The sequence below is a fragment of the Suilimivivens sp. genome, from assembly GCF_037359455.1.
Lineage (GTDB): Bacteria > Bacillota > Clostridia > Lachnospirales > Lachnospiraceae > Suilimivivens > Suilimivivens aceti.
Genome location: NZ_JAXXXI010000025.1, coordinates 1 through 20,645, shown reverse-complemented (window position 1 = coordinate 20,645; position 20,645 = coordinate 1). Strand labels below are relative to the sequence as shown.

Sequence of the window (20,645 nt, the reverse complement as noted above, 5' to 3'; positions counted from 1 at the left end):
AAGCTGTTATCTCAGCTCCTTTCAAATTACCTTTTTTTCAAAAAATGTTCACGATCCGGGTAAATCTCGCGGAAAGCCTCGACTGCAGCCCTCTGCAGCGGCTCAAATTCTTTTTCCATCCGGAGAATGTGCGGTGCATCAAATGCCAGCCGGCTCAGCTGCTCTGCGATCTTCCCGGCAATCCCTTCGTCCGATAGCTGTCCCATCCCAAAGATAACAGAGGTAAAGCCACGTCCACTGGTGCTGACCTCAATATAGGTTCTGCACGTATTCTTAAGCTCCTGGCGGATAAGCTCCTGTTCGGTTTCTGTTTTTTGTTCAAATTCGAATATTCCCAAGTCGTGAATGACTTCCACCGCAAGCTTTTTCTTCCTGCCGCCCCAGTCCATGCCTCCGCTCTCCACAATGTATTTCAGATTCATCAGGCAGCCCATAAATGCATCCTTCCGTGGCTTTCCCTTACCATATCTTGCTTCGAAGAGCTGTTTTCGCAGCTGATCTGCTTCCTTTTCCGTTACATTTTCCGAAAGCAGCTGCTGTCTCTTTACCGGATCCGTCTGTGTATAAAAGCTTTTAAGCCAATCCTCCATGTCCCTCTCTCCTTTCCGCTGATAAACAGCCGCCTTCCGGCGGGTTCTATTCACCATTTACTGCACTTCTTCTTTAGTGCAGAAACTCTTCTACATTGGCAGCCGTAACCTTTTGGTACGGCAGGAAAATATACCGTTCATTTTCAAAATCGTAGTCCTCAGGCTCCCTGTCCAGGAACAGATCCATTGCCAGACGCGAAATCTGTCCGGCCTGTCCTTCTTTGTCATTATAAACAGTCCCCTGGATCGAATTGTTCTGGATAGCCGAAAGGGCGCTGTCCAATCCATCTATCCCGAAAATGACCGGACGATCCTCTCTCGGATATCCGGATGCTTCATATGCAGCAACCGCACCTATCGCCATCTCATCATTATTGGATAATACCAGCTCGATCTCATCCCCATAGAGGTGAATAAGCTGGGTCATTTTGTTTTCAGCCTGTCCACGGTTCCAGTTAGCAAACTGATAGCTGAGCTTCTCCAGAGTGATCCCCTGTTCCTGAAGGGTTTTTACCACACTGTCCGTCCGTATGATCGCATCCTGATGTCCGGTTTCGCCCTCGAGAAGAACATACTGGATCTTTCCGTCTGCATTACGGTCCACTGCCGGATCAGTACGTATCACCTCTGCCGCAATTTCTCCCTGCATCGTACCGGACTGTTTCGCATCTCCACCCACATAATACAGCCTGTCCCATTGCATCAGATCCTCCCGCACCGGTTCACGATTGAAAAAAATAACCGGTATGTTTTCCTTTTTGGCCATCTTAATGATATTCGAGGGCTCCGTCCGATCCACCAGATCGACCACAAGGATATCACAGCCTGCATCAAGTATTTCCTCTACCACCTCATCCTGGAGTCTCTGGTCGTTCTTGCCATCCCGCACTGTCATGATTATTTTCAGGGAATCCGTCTCATATTCCTCCAGATCCTCTCTCAGGCAGTCCGTGAGTGCATTGATAAAAGGGTCGTCCTGCGTATAAAGTACTACTCCGACCCGGAGAACACTCCTTTGTGTTTCCAGATTGCCGCCGCATCCTGTCAGACACAACAGCACCCAGCAGGCCAGCACAAATATGCTCCACTTACTCTTCATGACAACCTCCCTTTCCATACAATATACCTGCTACCCCCTCTCTTCCATATGCCTAATCATATGTATGGAGAAACTGCTGCACCTCTTCCCTGAAAATATCCTCCTTATGCAGCAGACGATAATCCGTTTCCCGGTTTTTCATGGCATACAGCTGATTCCCCAGTGCCCCGGAGATTTCCAGGACGCTTTGATATCCCATATCATATCCATCTGCAGCAACCAGCCCCTCTACCAAAGCTTCATCCAGATAGTACACACACCTGATACTGTTCCCGATTCCATAAATCCCAGGACGGTCCTCGCTTTCCTGTGCATACATCCCTGCAATCTGCTCCAGTGCACCTGTTTCAAGCACGATCAGATAATCAACCGTCCTCTCCTGTCTGAGCTTCTCCGTAACCGCCATGTCATAGGTTGTATAAATATGGAACTGGATTTCGCAGCCACTGTCCGAAAGAGCCTCCAATACCCCCTCTTCACGCTCTCTGCTGCACTCCGTTTCCTCAAATCCACTTACAATTCCGATTTTTTTCCCACGGATATCATTCCTGCTTCGCAGATCCTCTCCCAGTGCATAGCCCATACTGTAATTATCCGGCATCACGACCGGAAGCTCCTGATACTGCGGCGGATTGTTCCCGTTCTCCTGTTCCTTAAGTACATCATTGGCAACCAGCAGCACCGGCTTCTGTGACCGGATTTCCCGAAGCATCCCCCCGGTATCCTTCCCGGGCGCCGCCTGCACGATAAAGGCATCCACCTGATTATCCAGCTGCTCGCAGATCAGGCTCTTCTCTTCCTGTGCATCTTCAATTTCATCAGTATTGCAGATGATCAGATGGATATTCCTGATCTCCGCTGCCTGCTTAAGACCGTTAATAAAAGAATCCCATTTTTCATCGCCGGATTTTTCAACGATGACCGCCACCCTCTTCTGCGGCTTTTCATCAGAAAAAATCAGATGCATGCAAAGCAGCAGCATTATGAGGAGACAGATTTCCGACAATAGAAACGTCATTTTGGTTCTTTTCATGCTTCACCTTCATTTCTGGATGGTTTTCCCGGTGTTTCCAGCAGCTCACAGTTTTCTTTGGTATACGGTATAGCCGGCAGGTGAATGGTAACCGTAGTTCCTTCATCCGGCTCGCTTTCTACCGCGAGTCCATATCCGGCTCCAAACATCAGCTGTATACGGGTGTGTACATTAATAAGCCCTACTCCCGAGCCATGCTTTGGCACCTTCTGATTATCCGTCAGAATATTTTCCACATCCTCACGCCGCATTCCCATTCCATTGTCGGAAACCATCAGATAAATATCCTCATCCTTCTTAAAGCCTCTTACAAGAATTCTGGGATGGTCATCCTCGTCCATATCCCCGACTCCATAATATATGGCATTTTCCAGAATCGGCTGCAGGATAAGCTTTACCGTACAGAACGGATAAATCTCCTCGGAAACATCATATTCGGTTACAAACCGTTCCCTGTAACGGTATTTTTGAATATTCATGTAATTTCTGCAATGCTGCAGCTCGTCTCCGATCCGGATAATTGTCTTTCCCCTTGACAGACTGATCCGGAAAAGCTGTGCCAGCTCTGAGATCATGAAAACCGCATCCTGATTCCGGTTTCCCTCAATCATCCAGGTAATGGATTCCAGTGTATTATAAAGGAAATGCGGATTAATCTGGCTTTGCAGCACTGCCAGCTCACTCTTTCTGCGCTCATTCTGCTGTTCCACAATTTCCTTCATCAGCCGTTCAATCTCTTCATATGATTTCTGGACAGAATCTCCCAGATGCCTGATCTCGTAAGAGCCTCCGATGTAAATATCCGGCTTTTCTCCCGCTTCGTATGCCGTTACAGAAGCATCCAGCTTCAGGATCGGACTGGAGATCCTTTTTGACACGATACGGTTAACAACAAGCAGCATCATGATCAGCATGATCACAATAGTGATCATATAAATCCGGAATTTTTCAAGGCTGTCTGTCCGGATATCAGGCATGACAACACCCACCAGCTTCCATCCGGTATAGGAAATGGTATTGACTATTATAGTCTGCTTCTCTCCATGCGGACTACGCAGATTTCTGTATATGCCGTCCTCACTACAGCTTGCCAGACCGGAATTTTCCTGAAACAGGCCGTTACTGATCTCGTTGGCATACGGATGATAGATCAGCTTTCCTTCCCTGTCACACAGATAATAATATCGCCCTCTGCTTCTGTCATTAATCTGATCCATCATTTCCTCTATAAAGGAATACTTCATATCCACCAGCAGGATCCCATTTTCCGGACTGTCTCCGTCAATCACTTCCACTGCACGGCTCAGGGAGATCACCCAGTGATACCGCTTTGCATCATCTTGAAACAGATCCTGCATATGAGGTGTTGAAAAATGCATATTTTCAATTTTTTCCTTCGCATTCTCAAACCAGGACTGCCTGCTGACCTCTACCCCCTTCTTCTGGAGCGTAACAGGCTCTGCCCCAAGCAGCTCCCCGTCCATATCATAAAGCGCAATACTCTGTATCTTGTCCTTATTTAAATCATAAAGAAGGCTGAGCTGCTGATTGAACTCCGGACTGGATACATCAAATGCCTGTATGATATTATAATTAACGGTATCAGAAATCTGTCTCATATTCTTCAGATACTGTTCCATGGAATTTGCAATAGTTTCCATCAGATTCTGCGCATCCCGGACATCGTTCTGGCGCATGGCAGTTTCATACCGGTTATAAAGCAATAATCCCATGGATACCGATGTGATCACGGTCATCAGGGAAAGCACCGTCATGATGACCGACTGAATATCCGACACTTTTCTTTTTTTCTTCATCATACTTATTTTCCTATATGCTCCGTGCGGTATTTGGAAGGTGACATTCCATATTTACGCTTAAAAACATAGCTGAAATAGTTGGCATCCTCATATCCGACATGCTCTGCAATTTCATAGCTTTTTTCATTTGTTTCCAGGATCAGGCGGACCGCCTGCTGCATCCTGTAATCTGTCAGATACGTGATAAACGGGATACCGGCTTCCTTCTTAAAGACAGAAGAAAAATAGGAATTCGATACACCAAGACCCGAGCACACCGTATCCAGAGATAACCCGGCATCCCCATAACGATCGCGGACAATATTTTTTGCCTCCGAGATCAGATAACGAAGTGAGGAATTTCTGGCATTTTTCAGCTCGTCACTGATCGACAATGCCACACCTACAAGCCATGCCGACAATGCTGCCTTATCCATTCTCGGGATCTCCTCATAGGCATTCCGGATTTCACCGGTATGTTCTTCAAATTTCATATAATTATTTCCGCAGAAGCGGTACAAATGTCCGACAATCTCCATAACCGTAAAATTATGCTGCGTAATGGTTTTTGCATTATCCTTAAGCTCACCGACAAGAGAAAGCACTGCCCGCTCGATATCTTCACGTACACCGATATGGATCGCCTTAAATACGCCGTTCATATCAATATCCTCCGGCTGCATGGAAAGCTCCTGTCCCTTGGGCGCAATGTCCGCTATATTAATCGAACGGCCGGCTCCGTAGATCACACGGTAGGAAACAGCTTCCCTTGCCCCCTCGTAGGAATAACGAAGAGACGGTAAATCCTCACATGCCTTCCCGATCCCTATGGTTACAACCGCACCGAAGAAGCGGTCTGCCCACTTGCAGAAACGGTCACACTCATCCGTCAGCCTCGTAATTCCGCTCTCTCCCTCAAGATTCACCAGCATAACAATGTTTCCAAGGTAGGTAAAATATCTGCAGTCCCACTTTCCCTGAAACCGTTCCTGTGCTTCTCTCTGTACTGATACGGACAGAAGGAGCGGTGTCATGTTATCCGGAACATGATTTTCTGAAATGTGCAGCACGGCACAGCAAAAGTATGGTCCCGGCAGGGAAATCCGGTAAGCACCCATGAATTTACGGATCTCGCCCTCCGTGATCCGCCCTTCAATCAGCGAACAGAAAAAGTTCGTCTGCAATACCGGCAGGGAGTCAGTATAGTACTGCTCCAGCTTCCTGATATTCAGTTTTTCTTCCCGCTCCTTATCAAGGGCATCCTTTAATCGTTTCAGGCAATCCGAAAGCTCATTGGCATTAACCGGCTTCAGGATATATTCCTCGATTTCAAGATGTACGGCTTCCTTGGCATATTCAAATTCATCGAATCCTGTAAGTATCAGAATCCGCACATCCGGATTATCCTGCTTCAGATTACGCGCGAGCTCCAATCCATCCATATAGGGCATTTTAATATCCGTGATCACAACATCCGGCTGCATTTTCTCTGATATTTCCAGTGCCTTTACCCCATTCTGAGCCTTTCCGACCACTTCAAACCCCATCTGCTTCCAGCATATCCTGTGTTCAATTACATCCATAACTTCTTCTTCATCATCTACAAGAAGTACTTTATATGTCAGCATCTGTACCCTCCATATCGTTGCAAAATGGCACGGATTCACTGAATCATAAATCCGTGCCACCTTTTTTTATTATACTCTTTTTTTCATAAATTTCCCACTATAAATCCAGTGGATTTTGCAATGCATGGCTTCTGCAATGCCGGTTACTTCTCCCTGCCTTTTGGCTTCGTTTATTTCTTCTTTACATACTTCAGACAATCAAGCGTAACAGCTGCCAGGATGATGATACCTTCGAATATAAACTGAAGGTTTGTATCAATACCCAGGATCGTGAGAGAATACGTAAGTGCAGTAAAGATCAGCACACCGGTTACAACACCGGAAATCTTACCGATACCACCCGTAAAGGATACACCACCAACAACGCAGGCGGCAATGGCATCCATATCCCATCCCTGTCCATAGGCAGCACTGCCGGAACCGATCATACGGTTACATTCCAGCCATGAGCCAAAGCCATAAAGAATACCTGCAAGGATAAACGCTCCCATGGTTACTGCAAATACGGAGATACCGGATACAGCTGCCGCTTCCGGGTTTCCGCCGACTGCATACAGATTCTTACCGAAGGTTGTCTTATTCCAGATAAACCACACAACTATAACTGCAACAACTGCCCAGAGGATGATGGTCGGGAATTTCCCGATCCTTGGTATGAACATCGCCGGGATAGCAGAATCAATAGCACCGAAGGACACACCCTTCGTAGCATACGTTACCAGTCCGAAGATGATCAGCATGTTTGCCATGGTTGAAATAAACGGATGCATCTTGAACCTTGCCATAAAAAATCCCGCAATGGATGCAAAGCCTGTTGTCAGGATCACGCAGACAACCAGTGCAAGAAGTGCACGTGCCGGTGCAGGAATTCCTGTAAAATCAAAGATATGGCCGAATACCCCGCCTGTATTGACTCCGTTGTGCATAATAATGGTTGCCGTTACCATACCAAGACCAACCATTCGTCCTACGGAAAGATCCGTACCGGTTAACAGGATCAGTCCGGCTACTCCAAGTGCCAGGAATATACGGGGTGATGCCTGCTGAAGAATATTCAGGATATTGGACATCGTCAGAAGCTGTGTATTTTTTACCATCGGAGTAATAATACAAAGGGCAATAAAGATCATGATAATGACGATATAGAGCCCGTTCTTATACAAAAACTGTGATGTATTGAAGGTGTATTTGTAGTTTTCAAAGCTCTGTGCCTTTTTCTGTAAAAAGGTGAATTTCGACATACGGAGCAGATCGATCAGATGATACTTGTGCACATATGCTTCATGCCTTCTGTCCTTGATCTCCTGAAGCTTGGATTCATGCACCATCTGGGCATCATACAGACGGTTCTTATATACATACTTTTCGTCCTTGATCTCCTGTCTGTCCGTCAGTCCGGAAAGCGTATGCTCATGCTCGGCCTTCAGCTGTCCGCGGATCTTCGCATATTCTGCATTTTCCTCTTCCTTCTGGGCTTCACAGCCCGCTGCTACCTTTTCGTAATAATCCTTATTAAAATGAGCGGCAAGATAAGCCTCTGCCTCCTTGATCAGCCTGGAAACCTCATCCTTGTTTGCAGCCTCCGTTTCCTTTGCCTTTACAAGTGCTTCCTGATCCTTCCGGATGATCGCAGCCCGCTCCTCTTTTGTATAGTTTTTGTCTTCCTTCATCAGGGCAATATGCGTTTTCAATGCCTGCACCTTATCAGAACCATCTACACGCAGAGCATCGATCTTTTTTTGTATCTTATCAATATATTCGTCAATCGGCTGTAAAAGCTCTGCTTCTTCCTCTGCCGAAAGATATTTTCTGTCATTTGCCATAGCTCCTGTACTCCTTTCTACAAATACTTTGCACTAAGTCTAAGAAGTTCTTCCTGATTGGTTTCCCTGGTATTTACGATCCCGGCCAGATGTCCGTTAGACATTACACCGATCCGGTTCGTGATTCCGAGAATTTCCGGCATTTCCGAAGAAACCACGATAATGGTTTTCCCCTTCTTTGCCATGCCGATAATCAGTTCATATATCTCATACTTGGCACCGACATCGATGCCTCTTGTAGGATCATCCATCATAAAAATGTTTGGCGAACGTTCCAGCCATCTGCCAAATATCGCTTTCTGCTGATTTCCGCCGGACAGATTTGCGATCATATCCTCCGGTCCCATACATTTCGTACGCATGATACGGATTTCATCTGCAGTTGCCCTGACCATTTCATCATGTGACAAGGCGATCCCGGACTTATACTGCTTCATATTGGCGATAGTGGTATTAAAGGTAATATCCATCTTTGTGAACAGTCCGTCTGCCTTACGTTCCTCTGTGATCAGTGCAAATCCATGCTCCATCGCATCCTTGGAGGAGCTGAAATTCATCAGCTTGTCATTATAATAAACACGTCCTGCTGCTCTTGTACGAATACCAAATATAGTTTCAAGAAGCTCTGTACGTCCTGCACCGACCAGACCATACAGACCAAATATTTCTCCCTTTTTCACATCAAAGCTTATATCCTGAAGCTTAGGTGCATATTTGGTAGATAAATGCTCTACCTTTAAAACCACCTCACCCGGTGTATTATCTACCGGTGGGAAACGGTTATCCAGTGACCGTCCAACCATAGCGGAAATCAATTCATTCATATTGGTATCCTTACAGTTCTTGGTCATTACCAGTGCACCGTCACGAAGAACAGAAATCTGATCACAAATCTCAAAAACCTCATCCATCTTATGAGAAATATAAATCAGCGAGATTCCCTGTTCCCGAAGCTGTCTCATCATCTTAAATAACTTTTCAACCTCCGGCGCGGTAAGGGAGGAGGTTGGCTCATCCAGAACAATTACCTTGGAGTTATAGGAAATTGCCTTTGCAATTTCGCACATCTGTCTCTTTGAAACAGACATTTTTTTCATTGGCTGCGAAAGATTTACCGTGATCCCAAGATTACGGAATAAATCGGAAGCCTCTTTTTTCATTCTCCCTTCATCTACTACCCCTAAGGAATTCTTTGGGTAGCGGCCAAGGAACAGATTATCGATCACATTTCTTTCCAGGCACTGGTTCAATTCCTGATGAACCATTGCCACACCGTTTTCCAAAGCATCCTTGGGTCCGGTGAAGTTTATTTCTTTTCCATCCAGAATTATTGTGCCCTCGTCTTTCTGATACGTACCAAAAAGACATTTCATCATCGTCGACTTACCGGCACCATTCTCACCCATAAGACCCATTATCGAGCCCTTCTTCACATCCAGGTCAATATGCTTTAAAACCTTATTTCTTCCGAATGATTTACTCATGCCGCGGATCGACAAGATGATATCCTTCTTATCTTCTGCCATATCCTTACTCCTTTTAGAAAAAGAGGGTGCCAGGAGGCCCCGACACCCTCAGACCTTTTGCTAACAAGAAATCTCTGTCATCTTACTGCTGAAGGAGAGATGTATAAGATGTTGCATTGTCTGTTTTAACCATATTGATTGCGAACGCATCGTATTCTCCGGGATTGCCAAGACGGTTGGTAATATTAGATTCTGTCTGGCCATCACCACCAATGTAATCAACAGTTAAGTTCATCAGATCATCATAGTTCTGAAGCAGCGGCTGGTAGGTTGAGCTTAAGAAGTTATCAGAAGCATTGTAAATATTTAACCATACCTTTTTCGCCGGGCTTGTAGAAGCATCCAACTGATTGGCAACCTTAGCATATACCTTGGTGGAATCCATGAAATCCTGATAGTTATCAGCTGTTACCGCAATATTTAATGCATAGTAGGATCTTTCTTCTGCACTGTATCTGTAATCTACGCCTTCCTCAAGTACGTTGCCTGCTGCATCTGCTGTACCGATACCGGTATTAACGTCTACTCCGTCCAGAGCATTTCTCAGAACTCTCAGTGTCAGATAAGCCTGTACATCTGCATGCTGGGAAATGGTTCCGCCGTATCCTTCTGCGATTGCAGCAACTGCATCACTGTTTGCATCATAGCCGAAGGTCGGTACCTTATTATCCTTTGCCCAGGCATTGAACATGGACATTCCCATACCATCGTTATTGGATACTACAACATCAATATCATCACCAAAGGATGCGGACCAGGTTCCGATCGCATTACCTGCAGTAGCTGCATCCCATGTAGCACCTGCAGAGTTCTTCATTTCCTGTGATGCAAGCTCACGGATGGTATATGTTTTTCCATCGATATCAAGTGTTGCATCCTGAACAACGGTTGCAGAACCGTCTGCGTTGGTTCCTACAGGAGAAGCATCGATTACTCCGGAAGCATCAACACCGGTTCCAAGTGCGGAACGGACACCACGGGTACGTGCGATAGAATCGTTATGTCCGATATCACCGATTGCAAGGATATAACCGATCACTCCATCACCGTTGCGGTCGATGGTAGCAGCATTGGCCTTGATGTAATCAAGTACCATCTGTCCCTGAAGCTCAGCTCCCTGATTTGCATCGAATCCAACATAGTATGTATTCTCATTAAAATTCAAGGCTGTCATATCCAGCTCTCCTGTTGAGCTGTTAGAGGGCTGACGGTTAAACCATACCAGAGGCTTCTTGCTGTTTTCACCACCAGTGCTGTCTGTGGTCTCGCTTGACGCACTGTCTGTGGTTTCAGTTGATGCACTGTTTGCTGTATCGCCCGATGTACTGCCTGATGCAGAACCGCATGCTACCAGTGAGGCAGAGAGTGCTCCTACTAAAAGCAGGGATAATAATTTACTTCTTTTCATAATTTACTTCCTCCTTTGAAGTCTGTTCGTTATTAACTGTCCTTATTATATTTTCGAAAGGGGAAGATTTACATAGAAAATTTTTATATGAACCTTTAAAATTTTGTGCATTTTGTATTCTTATGCGGGTATATGTATCCATATACTGTACAGATTTTCCTTTATCTGTTTCATTAATATCTTTGTCTTTTGTAACAACTTGCAGATCACACCAAATAAAACTGAGGTGAATTTGAGCACGAAAAAAGTCGAAACCCTTGTTTTTCAAGGAATTTCGACCTTCTTTAAGCACGTGCGTTAGAGGATTCGAACCCCCGACCTTTTGGTCCGTAGCCAAACGCTCTATCCAGCTGAGCTAAACGCACATTTATCTGTCATCATATCCGACAACAAAAGATATTCTATTATATCACCAGGCTTTTGTCAAGTGCTTTCAGGCAATTTAGACAAATTTTCAGTCTGCGGTATGTTACATTTTCTACTCAGTCAGACTCTCTACACCAAACTTAGCTTCGGCAGCCTTCCTGATCAATGTCGCCACTTCTTTGGCACTGTAGGCTCCACTGTTAATGCAGATATCGCTGTCCAGTGTTGCATTCTGGAATCCGGGGATATATCTCTTATGATAAACCTCTCTTGCCTTATCTACCTCAGAAATTGTCTTTACTGCTTCCTTCTCCGTCATGCCAAGGCGCTTGGTGCAGTTCTTCAGGCGCACATCATATGGAGCATAAATATAAACCTTCAGCAACCGCTCTTCATTCCGCAGACAGTAACCGCCACATCTCCCTACGATAATACAGGATTCCTTCTTAGCGAAGTCCTGGATGATACTTTGCTGTACCTTGAACAGTTCATCCTTCACCGCCGGCACGCCAAGTCCAAGCGGGTACATACGATAGGAAAATTTGGAGCTGATGCCCTCTTCCTCCTTACTGATCTGCCGTACAGTGGCATTCATACGCTTGGCTGTTTCATCTACGATGTCCCTGTCCAGGAATTCTATATGAAGCTGCTCTGCCAATTCCTGTGCAATAGTTCTTCCCATGGATGCAAACTGTCTTGAAATCGTAATCGCATACTTTTCCATCTTTTCCTCCCTGTGACCTACAGCACCTTATTTAAGAAGCTGATCGTTCTTGGCTCCTTCGGATTCAGGATCACTTCCTTTGGTGTTCCTTCTTCGACAATATAGCCGCCATCCATGAAGATAACCCTGTCAGCAACCTCTCGTGCAAATCCGATCTCATGTGTAACAATGATCATCGTCATGCCATCAGCTGCAAGCTGCTTCATAACAGCCAGTACTTCACCTACCATTTCCGGATCCAGTGCCGAGGTCGGCTCATCGAAGAGCATGATATCAGGCTGCATACACAGAGCCCTTGCAATTGCCACACGCTGCTTCTGTCCACCGGAAAGCTGTGACGGATAAGCATCTGCCTTTTCCAGCAGATCTACTCTCTTAAGCATTGCCCTGGCACGCTCTTCAGCCTCCTTTTTGTCAGCCTTTTTCAGCTCTAACGGTGCAAGCATCAGATTGTCCAGAACATTCATGTTATTGAACAGGTTAAAGTGCTGGAACACCATGCCGATGTTCTCACGCACCTTGTTCATATTGACCTTTTTTGCTGTAATATCCACATCATCTACGATAATCGTGCCTGCTGTTGCATCCTCCAGACGATTCAGACAGCGCAGGAATGTAGATTTGCCAGAGCCTGAAGGGCCAAGTATGACAACTACCTCTCCTTCATAAACCTCTGTGGAAATATCCTTAAGCACTTCCAGGTCATCAAAGCACTTTCTCAGCTTTTTAACGCTGATCTTTACCTTTTTATCTGTTGATCCCACGGTTCATCCTCCTCTCTACCAGCTTGGCAATATAGGAAAGCGCCGTGATAACGATCAGGTACATAACACCTACGATTGCCCATGTTTCAAATGCCTTGAATGTATTTGCCTGCACCTGCTTGGCTGCCAGAACAAGCTCCGGGAAACCAATAACAGACAAAATAGAGGTATCCTTAACCGTAATGATAAACTGATTGATGATACTCGGGATCATCGTCCGGATCGCCTGGGGAAGAATGATCTTTCTCATAGTCTTCCAGTAAGGAAGCCCGAGACTCCTTCCGGCTTCCATCTGGCCGATATCCACGGACTGGATACCGGCACGGATGATCTCAGCCATATAGGCGCCACAGTTCAGGGCAAGACACGCTGTTCCTGCCTGCAGAGCAGATAAGGTAAAGCCTCCGCCCACTCCCATGATCGTATTGATCAGATAGGGAATACCAAAATAAATGAAAAATGCCAGTACGATCATCGGCACACCACGTATCACGAATACAAAAACCTGTGCAATGATATTACATACCTTATTTTTCACTACACTGAGAAGTCCGAAAAACATTCCCAGAATACATGCAAAAGCTAAACCAAGGAATGCCAGCAGCAGGGTTCTCCCCATTGCCACCAACAGCATATTCCCGTAGACAGTAATAATTTTAAGCATAGTGTCTCACCCTTTTAACTGAATTAACCTAAATATTTAGCAATAATTTCATCATATGTTCCATCTGCCTTGATATTTGCAAGACCGGCATTGAACATATCGATCAGCTCCTGATTGTCCTTGTTGAAAATAGCAAAGCCGTATGCTGCAGGATCATTTCCTGTACCATCAACGATTTCCATACCAATACCGGTATCCTTGATATTGCTTGCCATGATCGGTGTATCATCGAAGCATGCTGCAACCTGTCCGCCAACAACTGCCTGGTACATGGTCGGTGAATCCTCAAAGTAGGTAACAGTAAAGCCATACTTGTCTGCAAGGCTCTCTGCATAGGTTGCACTCATGGAAGCTGTCTTAACTGCAACAGACTTGCCATTCAGATCCTCAAAGCCCTTTATATCAGAACCAGCTGCTACAGCCATGCTCTGATTTGCATCATAATATCCATCAGAGAAGATCCATCCGGATTCTTTACGTTCATCAGTAATAGAAGCACCGGCGATCATACCATCTGCCTGTCCTGCCTGACATGCTGCGATAGAAGCATCCCATCCAAGAACCTGCACTTCATACTGGAAGCCCTGATCCTTAGCTACTGCATCAAGGATATCCATATCAATTCCTACGAAGTCACCCTTATCATCTGTGTACTCAAAGGGTTTGAAGGCTGTATCTGTTGCTACGACCCATACCTTGTCAGAAGAAGCTGTATCTGTGCTTTCCTCTGTTGTCTCAGCCGTTTCCTCTGCTGCAGCTGCATCGTCTGCCGCTTCTGTTGTTTCCTCTGCTGCTTCTGTTGTTTCTGTGGTCTCTGTTGTGGTGTCAGCTGCGCTGCCACATGCAGTAAGACCCATTACCATGGCTGCTGCCATAATAAGTGCAAGTGTTTTCTTCTTCATAATAATTCTCCTCCTTTTTATGAATCATGAGGCTTGCGTCCCCATGTGATCTATCCTTAAGCGGCTTCTCGCCGCAGCAGGATCACTCTTAGCAGGCATCCACAAAGGCCTGCACCAGCTTCAGACACTCCGGATCCTTTTCGTAAGCAAATTCCGGATGCCACTGTACGCCAACTATAAATTTCTTATCCGGCAAACGGAGTGCCTCCACAAGACCATCCTCTGAATATGCCATTGCCTCAGCCACAGGTGCCAGATCCTTCACTGCCTGATGGTGATAGCTGTTCACTCTGTGTTCTCCTGCACCGATGATATCAGCCAGAAGTGACCCATCCTCTACTATCACCTTATGGATCCCTCTGTCATAGGGTGGTGTCATATGATGCTCTGTTCCTGATGGATGCTGGGTTTCCAGATCCTGATAAAGGCTTCCGCCAAGCCTGGCATTCATAAATTGAATCCCGCGGCAGATCCCGAATACAGGAAGATCCTCCTTCACTGCCTTATCAAACAGATAGGATTCCATCACATCCCTTTCATGACAGCACTGTCCGCATTCAGGAAGCTTCTCTTCTCCGTAAAGAGCCGGATCCACATCATGTCCTCCGGTAAAAAGCAGTCCATCACACATGGAAAAGCACTGATACAGTTCTTCCTGATTCACTGTCAGGGGCAGGATGACCGGCAGGGCACCACAGGCCTCTATCACCTTCATATAGCCCGGGAGCATCCAGCAGCTGTCCTTTTCTTCATCATATAAGGGTATCAGACCAATTACCTTTTTCATTGATATATCCTCTCCTACTGCAGGCCTTTGGTCTTCATTCCCCAAAAGCGCTGCCATTTTCTTTTGGGTGTATCCCTGTATACAAAGAAAAAGGGGCAAAAACCCAAAGACCCCTTTGTCTGTTAAAAGATTATCATATATAACTGTTGATTTCAAGAGTTTTTTGCAGATGCAGATGCCAGCGTAGAATTACCAGGCACCTCAACTCTGCAACTTAATAAAATCTCCCATAGGGATTGCCCCCACAGCACAATCCTCCACCTCCGCAGCAAAGATTACAGAGCAGATTCGCTATGCAGAGTTTCATACACAGGCCGTTTCCCACAGAATATGGCTGTCCATAGGTATACTGCTTCTGCTGATACCAGCTGCCGCCATTTTCAAACTGATTGACAAGATTTCTGTAATCTGCATTAGACGGCTCCATGGATGACGCTTTTCTTGCATGTTCCAGTGCAGATACCTGATTACCGAGACCCGCATGCGCCAGTGCGCTGTAATAATACCATCTGGCATTCCTCTTATCCTCTTCCATACCATCCAGTACATTCCTTGCTTCCTTATAATAGCCATTTCTGACGTAGTTTCCGGCTGCCCGGATGTAGTTATCCTCCTCATAGCCGGTAGAGCTGCCGCTGTAGCCGCGCCCCTGGAAAGCACCGCCGAAAAAATCCTCGAAACCGCCGAAGCCTCCAAAATCCCCATAGCCGCCATAGGACGAGCCTCCATAGGAGCCGGTACTGCTTCCTGCACTGCCGTAGCCATACCCTGAGGTTCTTTCCTTCATGATCTGCTGATAGGCCTGCTGGATCTCCTTGAATTTCTCCTCCGCCTGATCCTTGTTTGGATTATTGATATTGGCATCCGGATGATACCTGCGGCTTAATGCCTTATATGCTTTTTTTATTTCCTCCTCTGTCGCACTTCTGCTGACGCCGAGGACCTGATACGGATCTCTCATCCCTGTGCCTTTCTCTTCTCTCTTGCATCCCTTACCGCCTCATATCGGTACCATACACCGGAATACAGGATATTCCTCAGAATCTCTACATTATCTATAATTGGCAGTTTTTCAAATTCCCTGGAGCAGGTTGCCATCATCATCGTCAGGATCGTCTTGATCTCCTCATCAAAATCAGGATTCTCACATGCCTTTTTCAATGGATTATATCGCTTTCTCTGAAAATCTTCCTCTATATCCTCATAAGCATCCAACAGATAAATATATTTTCCCAGATATGTCCCTATGATCCTCAGGGATTCCTCCCACTCATCTTTCCTGACTGCAAAGATCTCACCCATGATCTCACCAAAGATCCCAGCCATTTCATCTATATTCTGATTGTTCTTTTTTTCTTCTATGGAAAGCTTATGCATCAGGTTGTCAATCCGCCTTATTTTCTCCTGATTATCTGATTCTGCCTTCCTGCAGGCGCCTTTCAGAAGCTTGCCATAAGCCAGCTTCCACAGCTTTCTGTCATCCGTCCAGTCATCCTGGCACTTGTACTCTGCAAACAGGACATTCATATCTGCCCCGTACTCCGTATAGCTGCTTCTCCTGATCAGATGCTTTTCAAAAGGATGGATCAGACAGCTTCTTTTCTCTTCCATGATCTCCGGTTCATACAGACTTGTCAGAAGCATTACCAGAAATGTCATATCATAGGTCAGGGCTGCCTGCCCGGCAAGGCCGTATTTATCCTTCAGTGTCTGACACAGGCCGCAATAATAGGAATGATATACATCAAATTCCCTGAACTTCATTTCCCCCTTATTAATAATGATATATCCAAACATCTTTTCTCTCCTGATCAGCTCTTTTTGATAAATGTCTGTCCGCATTTAGGACATCGTATCTCAATTTTTCCTTTTCCGCGCGGCACTCTGATCTTCTGTTTACAGGACGGACATTTGTAAATATGATGCGTCTTTGACTGCTGGAATCTCCACTTTATCTTAGAAAACCACTGTTTTATCTTATATTCATACTGCATATATTTATTGTTTTCAAGGCTCCGCTTATAGGTATTCTTCGACATCATCCGAAACCAGGCATAACCAAGGCATACAAGTGCCAGTATATAAACAAAAGGAATCCGGAACATGGAAAGAATCAGAAAGACCACGGAAAGAATCGTCAAAAATCTGTTAAACCTGTCATTTCCGTACCTGCCCATCATAAAACGATATATTTTTTCTCTCATGGAATTACCCCTTCCGACTCTTTAGATTTTCAATAAAACTGTTTTTATTTTACTCCCTCATATATCGGAAATCAATTAACGCAATATAAAGGAATCTAAAAAAAGTATAAAAAAGAGGGCTCAGAATCTCTCCTGCCCTCTTCTATCATCCATTTACGCTCAGGTCTTACTGCTCTGCTTCTTCATCCTGCTCTGCCGCAACTGCAGAAACAACAGAAGACACTACAGCTATCACAACAGCTATGATCACAATCAAAAGACCACCGGCCAGTAAAAAGAATTCCATACCCATCATCCTTTCCTGCTACTATACTTACGCCTCTTTTATTGTACATGAACCATACTGTTTTTTCAACTGTCAAAATTCTTATTTTTCCTGCTTATTTTCCTATTCCGGATCCTTAACGGCTCTCTCTGCGGAACTGTACCGGTGTCATGCCATAGGATTTCTTGAACAGCCTGTTGAAATGCTCTACATTTTCATACCCTACAGATGCTGCAATGCTTTCTACGGTCTTATTGGACTCCTTCAGCATGGCCCGCGCCTTTTTCATCCTGGCCTGCTTTACTGCCTCCTGGAAGGTGATGCCTGCATTTTCCTTAATATACTTGGAAAGGTAAGGCTTGGAAAGATTGAAATTGTCTGCGAGCTCATCCAATGTCACATCCTTGTAATGGTTCTTCAGATAGTTCATGATGTCCACAATGCGTTCTTCTCTGCCCTCGCAGATATTTTCACTCTGTGTCAGCTTATTTCCGGCTGATACCAGTGCGGCGATGGAGCTCTTGATGATATCCTCATCAATACCAACGCCCCAGTACATTTTTCCATCCTTCATGATACCCACATAGGCTGCTGCCTTGGAGGAGGATCCCCTGGAAATCGCATTTTCCTCATAAACAGAAAGCTCATAGCTGATGCCAAAGTAAAGCTTGATCGCATTGCTGACTGCGTCAAGGCGTCCATTACCTGATGTCTCAATGACTCTTCTTTCTTTATTCTGCTCTATAGTCACTTCAGCAGTAATTCCATCCGGTGTCTGCCTGAAATGACACTCAGGAACATCAAAGATCTCTCTCTGATCCACATAGCTGTCCTCAAAGATCCTGTAAATATCTGCCGGTGCCAGCTCACTATGCTTCCTGTCTGAAACTCCCTTCATCAGGTAACCAACCTCTTCCTTCATCTTATCAGGCAGTGCAATACCAAAATTATGCTTAAGGATGTAGGCAATACCACCCTTTCCTGACTGGCTGTTAATACGGATAACATCAGATTCATACTCTCTTCCAATATCCTCCGGATCGATCGGCAGATAAGGCACATCCCATTTGCCATTGCTCCTGCCTTCGTTCCACCATGTCATACCCTTGGAGATCGCATCCTGATGAGAACCGGAGAATGCAGTAAATACAAGATCTCCTGCATAAGGTGCCCTTTCATAAACACGCATTCCTGTCAGGCGCTCATAGTTCTCCCTGATCTTTGCAAGGTGTGAGAAATCAAGATGCGGATCCACCCCGTGACACACCATGTTCATGGCAAGGGTAATGATATCCACATTTCCAGTTCTTTCTCCATTGCCAAACAGAGTACCCTCCACCCTGTCTGCACCGGCCAGCACACCAAGCTCCGCGTCACTGACGCCGCAGCCCCTGTCATTGTGGGGATGCACGCTTAAGGTTACGGCATTTCTATATTTCAGATTCTTATGGAAGTACTCGATCTGGCAGGCAAACACATGGGGCATTGCGATCTGCACAGTAGTCGGGATATTAATGATCGCCTTATTATCTTCCGTTGGCTGCCATACATCCAGAACCGCATTGCATACTTCCAGTGCATAATCAACTTCTGTTCCAGGAAAGCTCTCCGGACTATATTCAAAAGTAAAGTTTCCGTCTGTTTCATCAGCAAGCTGCTTTAACAATTTGGCGCCATCAACGGCAAGCTGCTTTACCTCTTCCCTGCTCTTACGGAATACCTGCTCTCTCTGTGCCACAGAGGTAGAATTGTAAAGGTGGACTACTGCATGGGGTGCACCCTTGACCGCCTCGAAGGTTCTCTTGATAATATGCTCCCTGGCCTGTGTCAGCACCTGTACAGTTACATCATCAGGAATCATATTCCGCTCGATCAGCGCCCGCATAAAGCTGTACTCGGTATCGGAAGCTGCCGGAAATCCCACCTCGATCTCCTTAAAGCCAATATCCACAAGCATCTGGAAAAACTGAATCTTTTCCTCAAGATTCATGGGCTCGATCAGCGCCTGATTACCGTCTCTCAGATCCACGCTGCACCAGATCGGTGCCTTATCAATGGTATCCTTTTTCACCCAGTCATAGGTGACTACAGGGGGCATAAAATAAGATTTTCCATATTTCTTTGCAATATTCATATTTTTCTCCTCACTTCCATTTTCTCTCAGCTTGCTTTCGTCCTGTCACAGTCCGTTTTCTGTGCCTGTCTGACATAAAAAAGAATCCTGCTTGCAGGATTCTCCGCCTGCGGCGGGTCGCTCCATGCGACATCTACCCTTCCGCCGCAGTGCGATCCTGCCCGGAGGATTTTTTATGTCATTAGAACATTACGGAGTAATTTCCTATGACATAAAAAATCTCTACAGAATGCATTCCGCATTTCTGTAGAGACGTAAAATCTTACGCGGTACCACTCTACTTCATGGTATTCCATGCTCTCATCAGACACGTTCCTGATCAGGATATGTCCTTCCCTCTTCTACGGCAGGATCCCGTCTGAACCTACACAGCCATGCATCACACTCATCGGCCTTCAGTCAGCTGCTCCAAGGTGAGTTCTCCTTCTGCTTCTGACTGTCTCGCACCAACCGGCAGTTCTCTGCTTTCCAGCGTAGGGTTACTATTCCTCTTCTTTGCATTTCATCATCATTTCTGATGACGGATTAAATAATATCATAGTTTCTTGATCTTATCAAGTGGTGATTTTATCAAATTACTTGATTTATTTTAATATTTTAATTCCTTCTCACCTCCTCTGAAGCATTGCTGCATTTCTTTCACCAGTGCAGGAGCACATTCAGCAGCTTTACAGATATCATCTACAGAAAATCCCATTCGCAGAAGGTTACGGACTACGATTTTCGTCTTTTCTAAATTGCCTTCATTTCTTCCTTCATTTCTGCCCTCTCTTCTGCCTCTTTTTTCTCCCATGCTTTCTCTCTCTTCCAATAATTCTTCCAATGCCTGGCACATGTTGTATTCCTCCTCTTCCCCATTTATGGTCTTATATAAATCCTTCTTCTGAAGCATTGCTGCATTGTCTGTCATGACTGCTATCGCTTCCCAG

17 protein-coding genes, 1 tRNA gene, 1 pseudogene and 1 other annotated feature are annotated in these 20,645 nt (G+C 45.5%); all 19 genes and pseudogenes read right to left on the bottom strand.

Annotated elements, in window-relative coordinates; translation table 11 throughout:
* Positions 1–26: 26 nt before the first annotated feature.
* Complete coding sequence (locus WJQ40_RS03245; protein ID WP_337537871.1) at positions 27–590, bottom strand: DUF6553 family protein; 564 nt, start codon at positions 588–590, stop codon at positions 27–29.
* A 73-nt stretch (positions 591–663) separates the two neighbouring features.
* Positions 664–1,707, bottom strand: a complete 1,044-nt coding sequence (locus tag WJQ40_RS03240; RefSeq protein ID WP_337537870.1) for a galactose ABC transporter substrate-binding protein — start codon at positions 1,705–1,707, stop codon at positions 664–666.
* Between the two features lie 34 nt (positions 1,708–1,741).
* Entirely contained in the window at positions 1,742–2,722 is a 981-nt protein-coding gene (locus tag WJQ40_RS03235) for a substrate-binding domain-containing protein (RefSeq protein ID WP_337537869.1), read from the bottom strand.
* Positions 2,719–4,542, bottom strand: a complete 1,824-nt coding sequence (locus WJQ40_RS03230) for a sensor histidine kinase (protein WP_337537868.1) — start codon at positions 4,540–4,542, stop codon at positions 2,719–2,721. Before WJQ40_RS03230 ends, WJQ40_RS03235 begins: the two co-directional genes overlap by 4 nt.
* Positions 4,543–4,544: 2 nt before the next feature.
* A complete protein-coding gene (locus WJQ40_RS03225) occupies positions 4,545–6,149 on the bottom strand; it encodes a response regulator (RefSeq protein ID WP_262575169.1) in 1,605 nt (534 codons plus the stop codon).
* A 170-nt stretch (positions 6,150–6,319) separates the two neighbouring features.
* Positions 6,320–7,972 carry a galactoside ABC transporter permease gene (locus WJQ40_RS03220; protein ID WP_337537867.1) on the bottom strand — a complete coding sequence of 551 codons (1,653 nt, stop codon included), beginning with the start codon at positions 7,970–7,972 and terminating at the stop codon, positions 6,320–6,322.
* 17 nt (positions 7,973–7,989) lie between these two features.
* Positions 7,990–9,498, bottom strand: coding sequence for a sugar ABC transporter ATP-binding protein (locus tag WJQ40_RS03215; RefSeq protein WP_118798861.1), 1,509 nt, complete (start codon positions 9,496–9,498; stop codon positions 7,990–7,992).
* A gap of 82 nt (positions 9,499–9,580) precedes the next feature.
* Positions 9,581–10,906, bottom strand: a complete 1,326-nt coding sequence (locus WJQ40_RS03210; RefSeq protein WP_337537866.1) for a substrate-binding domain-containing protein — start codon at positions 10,904–10,906, stop codon at positions 9,581–9,583.
* Between the two features lie 291 nt (positions 10,907–11,197).
* Positions 11,198–11,271, bottom strand: a tRNA-Arg gene (locus WJQ40_RS03205).
* Between the two features lie 113 nt (positions 11,272–11,384).
* Complete coding sequence (locus tag WJQ40_RS03200) at positions 11,385–11,996, bottom strand: cytidylate kinase-like family protein (protein WP_118798859.1); 612 nt, start codon at positions 11,994–11,996, stop codon at positions 11,385–11,387.
* 17 nt (positions 11,997–12,013) lie between these two features.
* Positions 12,014–12,760, bottom strand: a complete 747-nt coding sequence (locus WJQ40_RS03195; RefSeq protein ID WP_118798858.1) for an amino acid ABC transporter ATP-binding protein — start codon at positions 12,758–12,760, stop codon at positions 12,014–12,016.
* Positions 12,744–13,424, bottom strand: a complete 681-nt coding sequence (locus WJQ40_RS03190) for an amino acid ABC transporter permease (RefSeq protein ID WP_118798857.1) — start codon at positions 13,422–13,424, stop codon at positions 12,744–12,746. The genes WJQ40_RS03195 and WJQ40_RS03190 overlap by 17 nt, the downstream gene beginning before the upstream one ends.
* A gap of 23 nt (positions 13,425–13,447) precedes the next feature.
* The gene (locus WJQ40_RS03185; protein ID WP_337405990.1) at positions 13,448–14,326 is read right to left on the bottom strand and encodes a transporter substrate-binding domain-containing protein; all 879 of its coding nucleotides are present in this window, start codon (positions 14,324–14,326) and stop codon (positions 13,448–13,450) included.
* A gap of 88 nt (positions 14,327–14,414) precedes the next feature.
* Positions 14,415–15,113 carry a gamma-glutamyl-gamma-aminobutyrate hydrolase family protein gene (locus WJQ40_RS03180; RefSeq protein WP_337537865.1) on the bottom strand — a complete coding sequence of 233 codons (699 nt, stop codon included), beginning with the start codon at positions 15,111–15,113 and terminating at the stop codon, positions 14,415–14,417.
* A gap of 214 nt (positions 15,114–15,327) precedes the next feature.
* Positions 15,328–16,074 (bottom strand): DnaJ domain-containing protein, encoded by a 747-nt coding sequence (locus WJQ40_RS03175; protein ID WP_262575180.1) that lies wholly within the window; start codon positions 16,072–16,074, stop codon positions 15,328–15,330.
* Positions 16,071–16,910 (bottom strand): DUF5685 family protein, encoded by an 840-nt coding sequence (locus WJQ40_RS03170; RefSeq protein ID WP_118798932.1) that lies wholly within the window; start codon positions 16,908–16,910, stop codon positions 16,071–16,073. The genes WJQ40_RS03175 and WJQ40_RS03170 overlap by 4 nt, the downstream gene beginning before the upstream one ends.
* 14 nt (positions 16,911–16,924) lie before the next feature.
* Positions 16,925–17,317, bottom strand: a complete 393-nt coding sequence (locus tag WJQ40_RS03165) for a zinc-ribbon domain-containing protein (RefSeq protein ID WP_262575182.1) — start codon at positions 17,315–17,317, stop codon at positions 16,925–16,927.
* Positions 17,318–17,718: 401 nt separating this feature from the next.
* Positions 17,719–19,716 carry a 2-isopropylmalate synthase gene (locus WJQ40_RS03160; protein WP_337405987.1) on the bottom strand — a complete coding sequence of 666 codons (1,998 nt, stop codon included), beginning with the start codon at positions 19,714–19,716 and terminating at the stop codon, positions 17,719–17,721.
* A gap of 245 nt (positions 19,717–19,961) precedes the next feature.
* Positions 19,962–20,221, bottom strand: a binding site (T-box leader).
* Between the two features lie 84 nt (positions 20,222–20,305).
* A pseudogene (locus WJQ40_RS03155) lies at positions 20,306–20,645 on the bottom strand (hypothetical protein); the annotation flags it as partial.

Excerpts from the sequence above, each read along its gene's own strand:
- WJQ40_RS03225 (WP_262575169.1), bottom strand. The coding sequence starts at position 6,149 with ATGCTGACATATAAAGTACTTCTTGTAGATGATGAAGAAGAAGTTATG.
- WJQ40_RS03180 (WP_337537865.1), bottom strand. The coding sequence starts at position 15,113 with ATGAAAAAGGTAATTGGTCTGATACCCTTATATGATGAAGAAAAGGAC.
- WJQ40_RS03240 (WP_337537870.1), bottom strand. The coding sequence starts at position 1,707 with ATGGAAAGGGAGGTTGTCATGAAGAGTAAGTGGAGCATATTTGTGCTG.
- WJQ40_RS03220 (WP_337537867.1), bottom strand. The coding sequence starts at position 7,972 with ATGGCAAATGACAGAAAATATCTTTCGGCAGAGGAAGAAGCAGAGCTT.
- WJQ40_RS03230 (WP_337537868.1), bottom strand. The coding sequence starts at position 4,542 with ATGATGAAGAAAAAAAGAAAAGTGTCGGATATTCAGTCGGTCATCATG.
- WJQ40_RS03245 (WP_337537871.1), bottom strand. The coding sequence starts at position 590 with ATGGAGGATTGGCTTAAAAGCTTTTATACACAGACGGATCCGGTAAAG.
- WJQ40_RS03165 (WP_262575182.1), bottom strand. The coding sequence starts at position 17,317 with ATGAGAGAAAAAATATATCGTTTTATGATGGGCAGGTACGGAAATGAC.
- WJQ40_RS03235 (WP_337537869.1), bottom strand. The coding sequence starts at position 2,722 with ATGAAAAGAACCAAAATGACGTTTCTATTGTCGGAAATCTGTCTCCTC.
- WJQ40_RS03200 (WP_118798859.1), bottom strand. The coding sequence starts at position 11,996 with ATGGAAAAGTATGCGATTACGATTTCAAGACAGTTTGCATCCATGGGA.
- WJQ40_RS03185 (WP_337405990.1), bottom strand. The coding sequence starts at position 14,326 with ATGAAGAAGAAAACACTTGCACTTATTATGGCAGCAGCCATGGTAATG.
- WJQ40_RS03215 (WP_118798861.1), bottom strand. The coding sequence starts at position 9,498 with ATGGCAGAAGATAAGAAGGATATCATCTTGTCGATCCGCGGCATGAGT.
- WJQ40_RS03160 (WP_337405987.1), bottom strand. The coding sequence starts at position 19,716 with ATGAATATTGCAAAGAAATATGGAAAATCTTATTTTATGCCCCCTGTA.
- WJQ40_RS03175 (WP_262575180.1), bottom strand. The coding sequence starts at position 16,074 with ATGAGAGATCCGTATCAGGTCCTCGGCGTCAGCAGAAGTGCGACAGAG.
- WJQ40_RS03190 (WP_118798857.1), bottom strand. The coding sequence starts at position 13,424 with ATGCTTAAAATTATTACTGTCTACGGGAATATGCTGTTGGTGGCAATG.
- WJQ40_RS03210 (WP_337537866.1), bottom strand. The coding sequence starts at position 10,906 with ATGAAAAGAAGTAAATTATTATCCCTGCTTTTAGTAGGAGCACTCTCT.
- WJQ40_RS03170 (WP_118798932.1), bottom strand. The coding sequence starts at position 16,910 with ATGTTTGGATATATCATTATTAATAAGGGGGAAATGAAGTTCAGGGAA.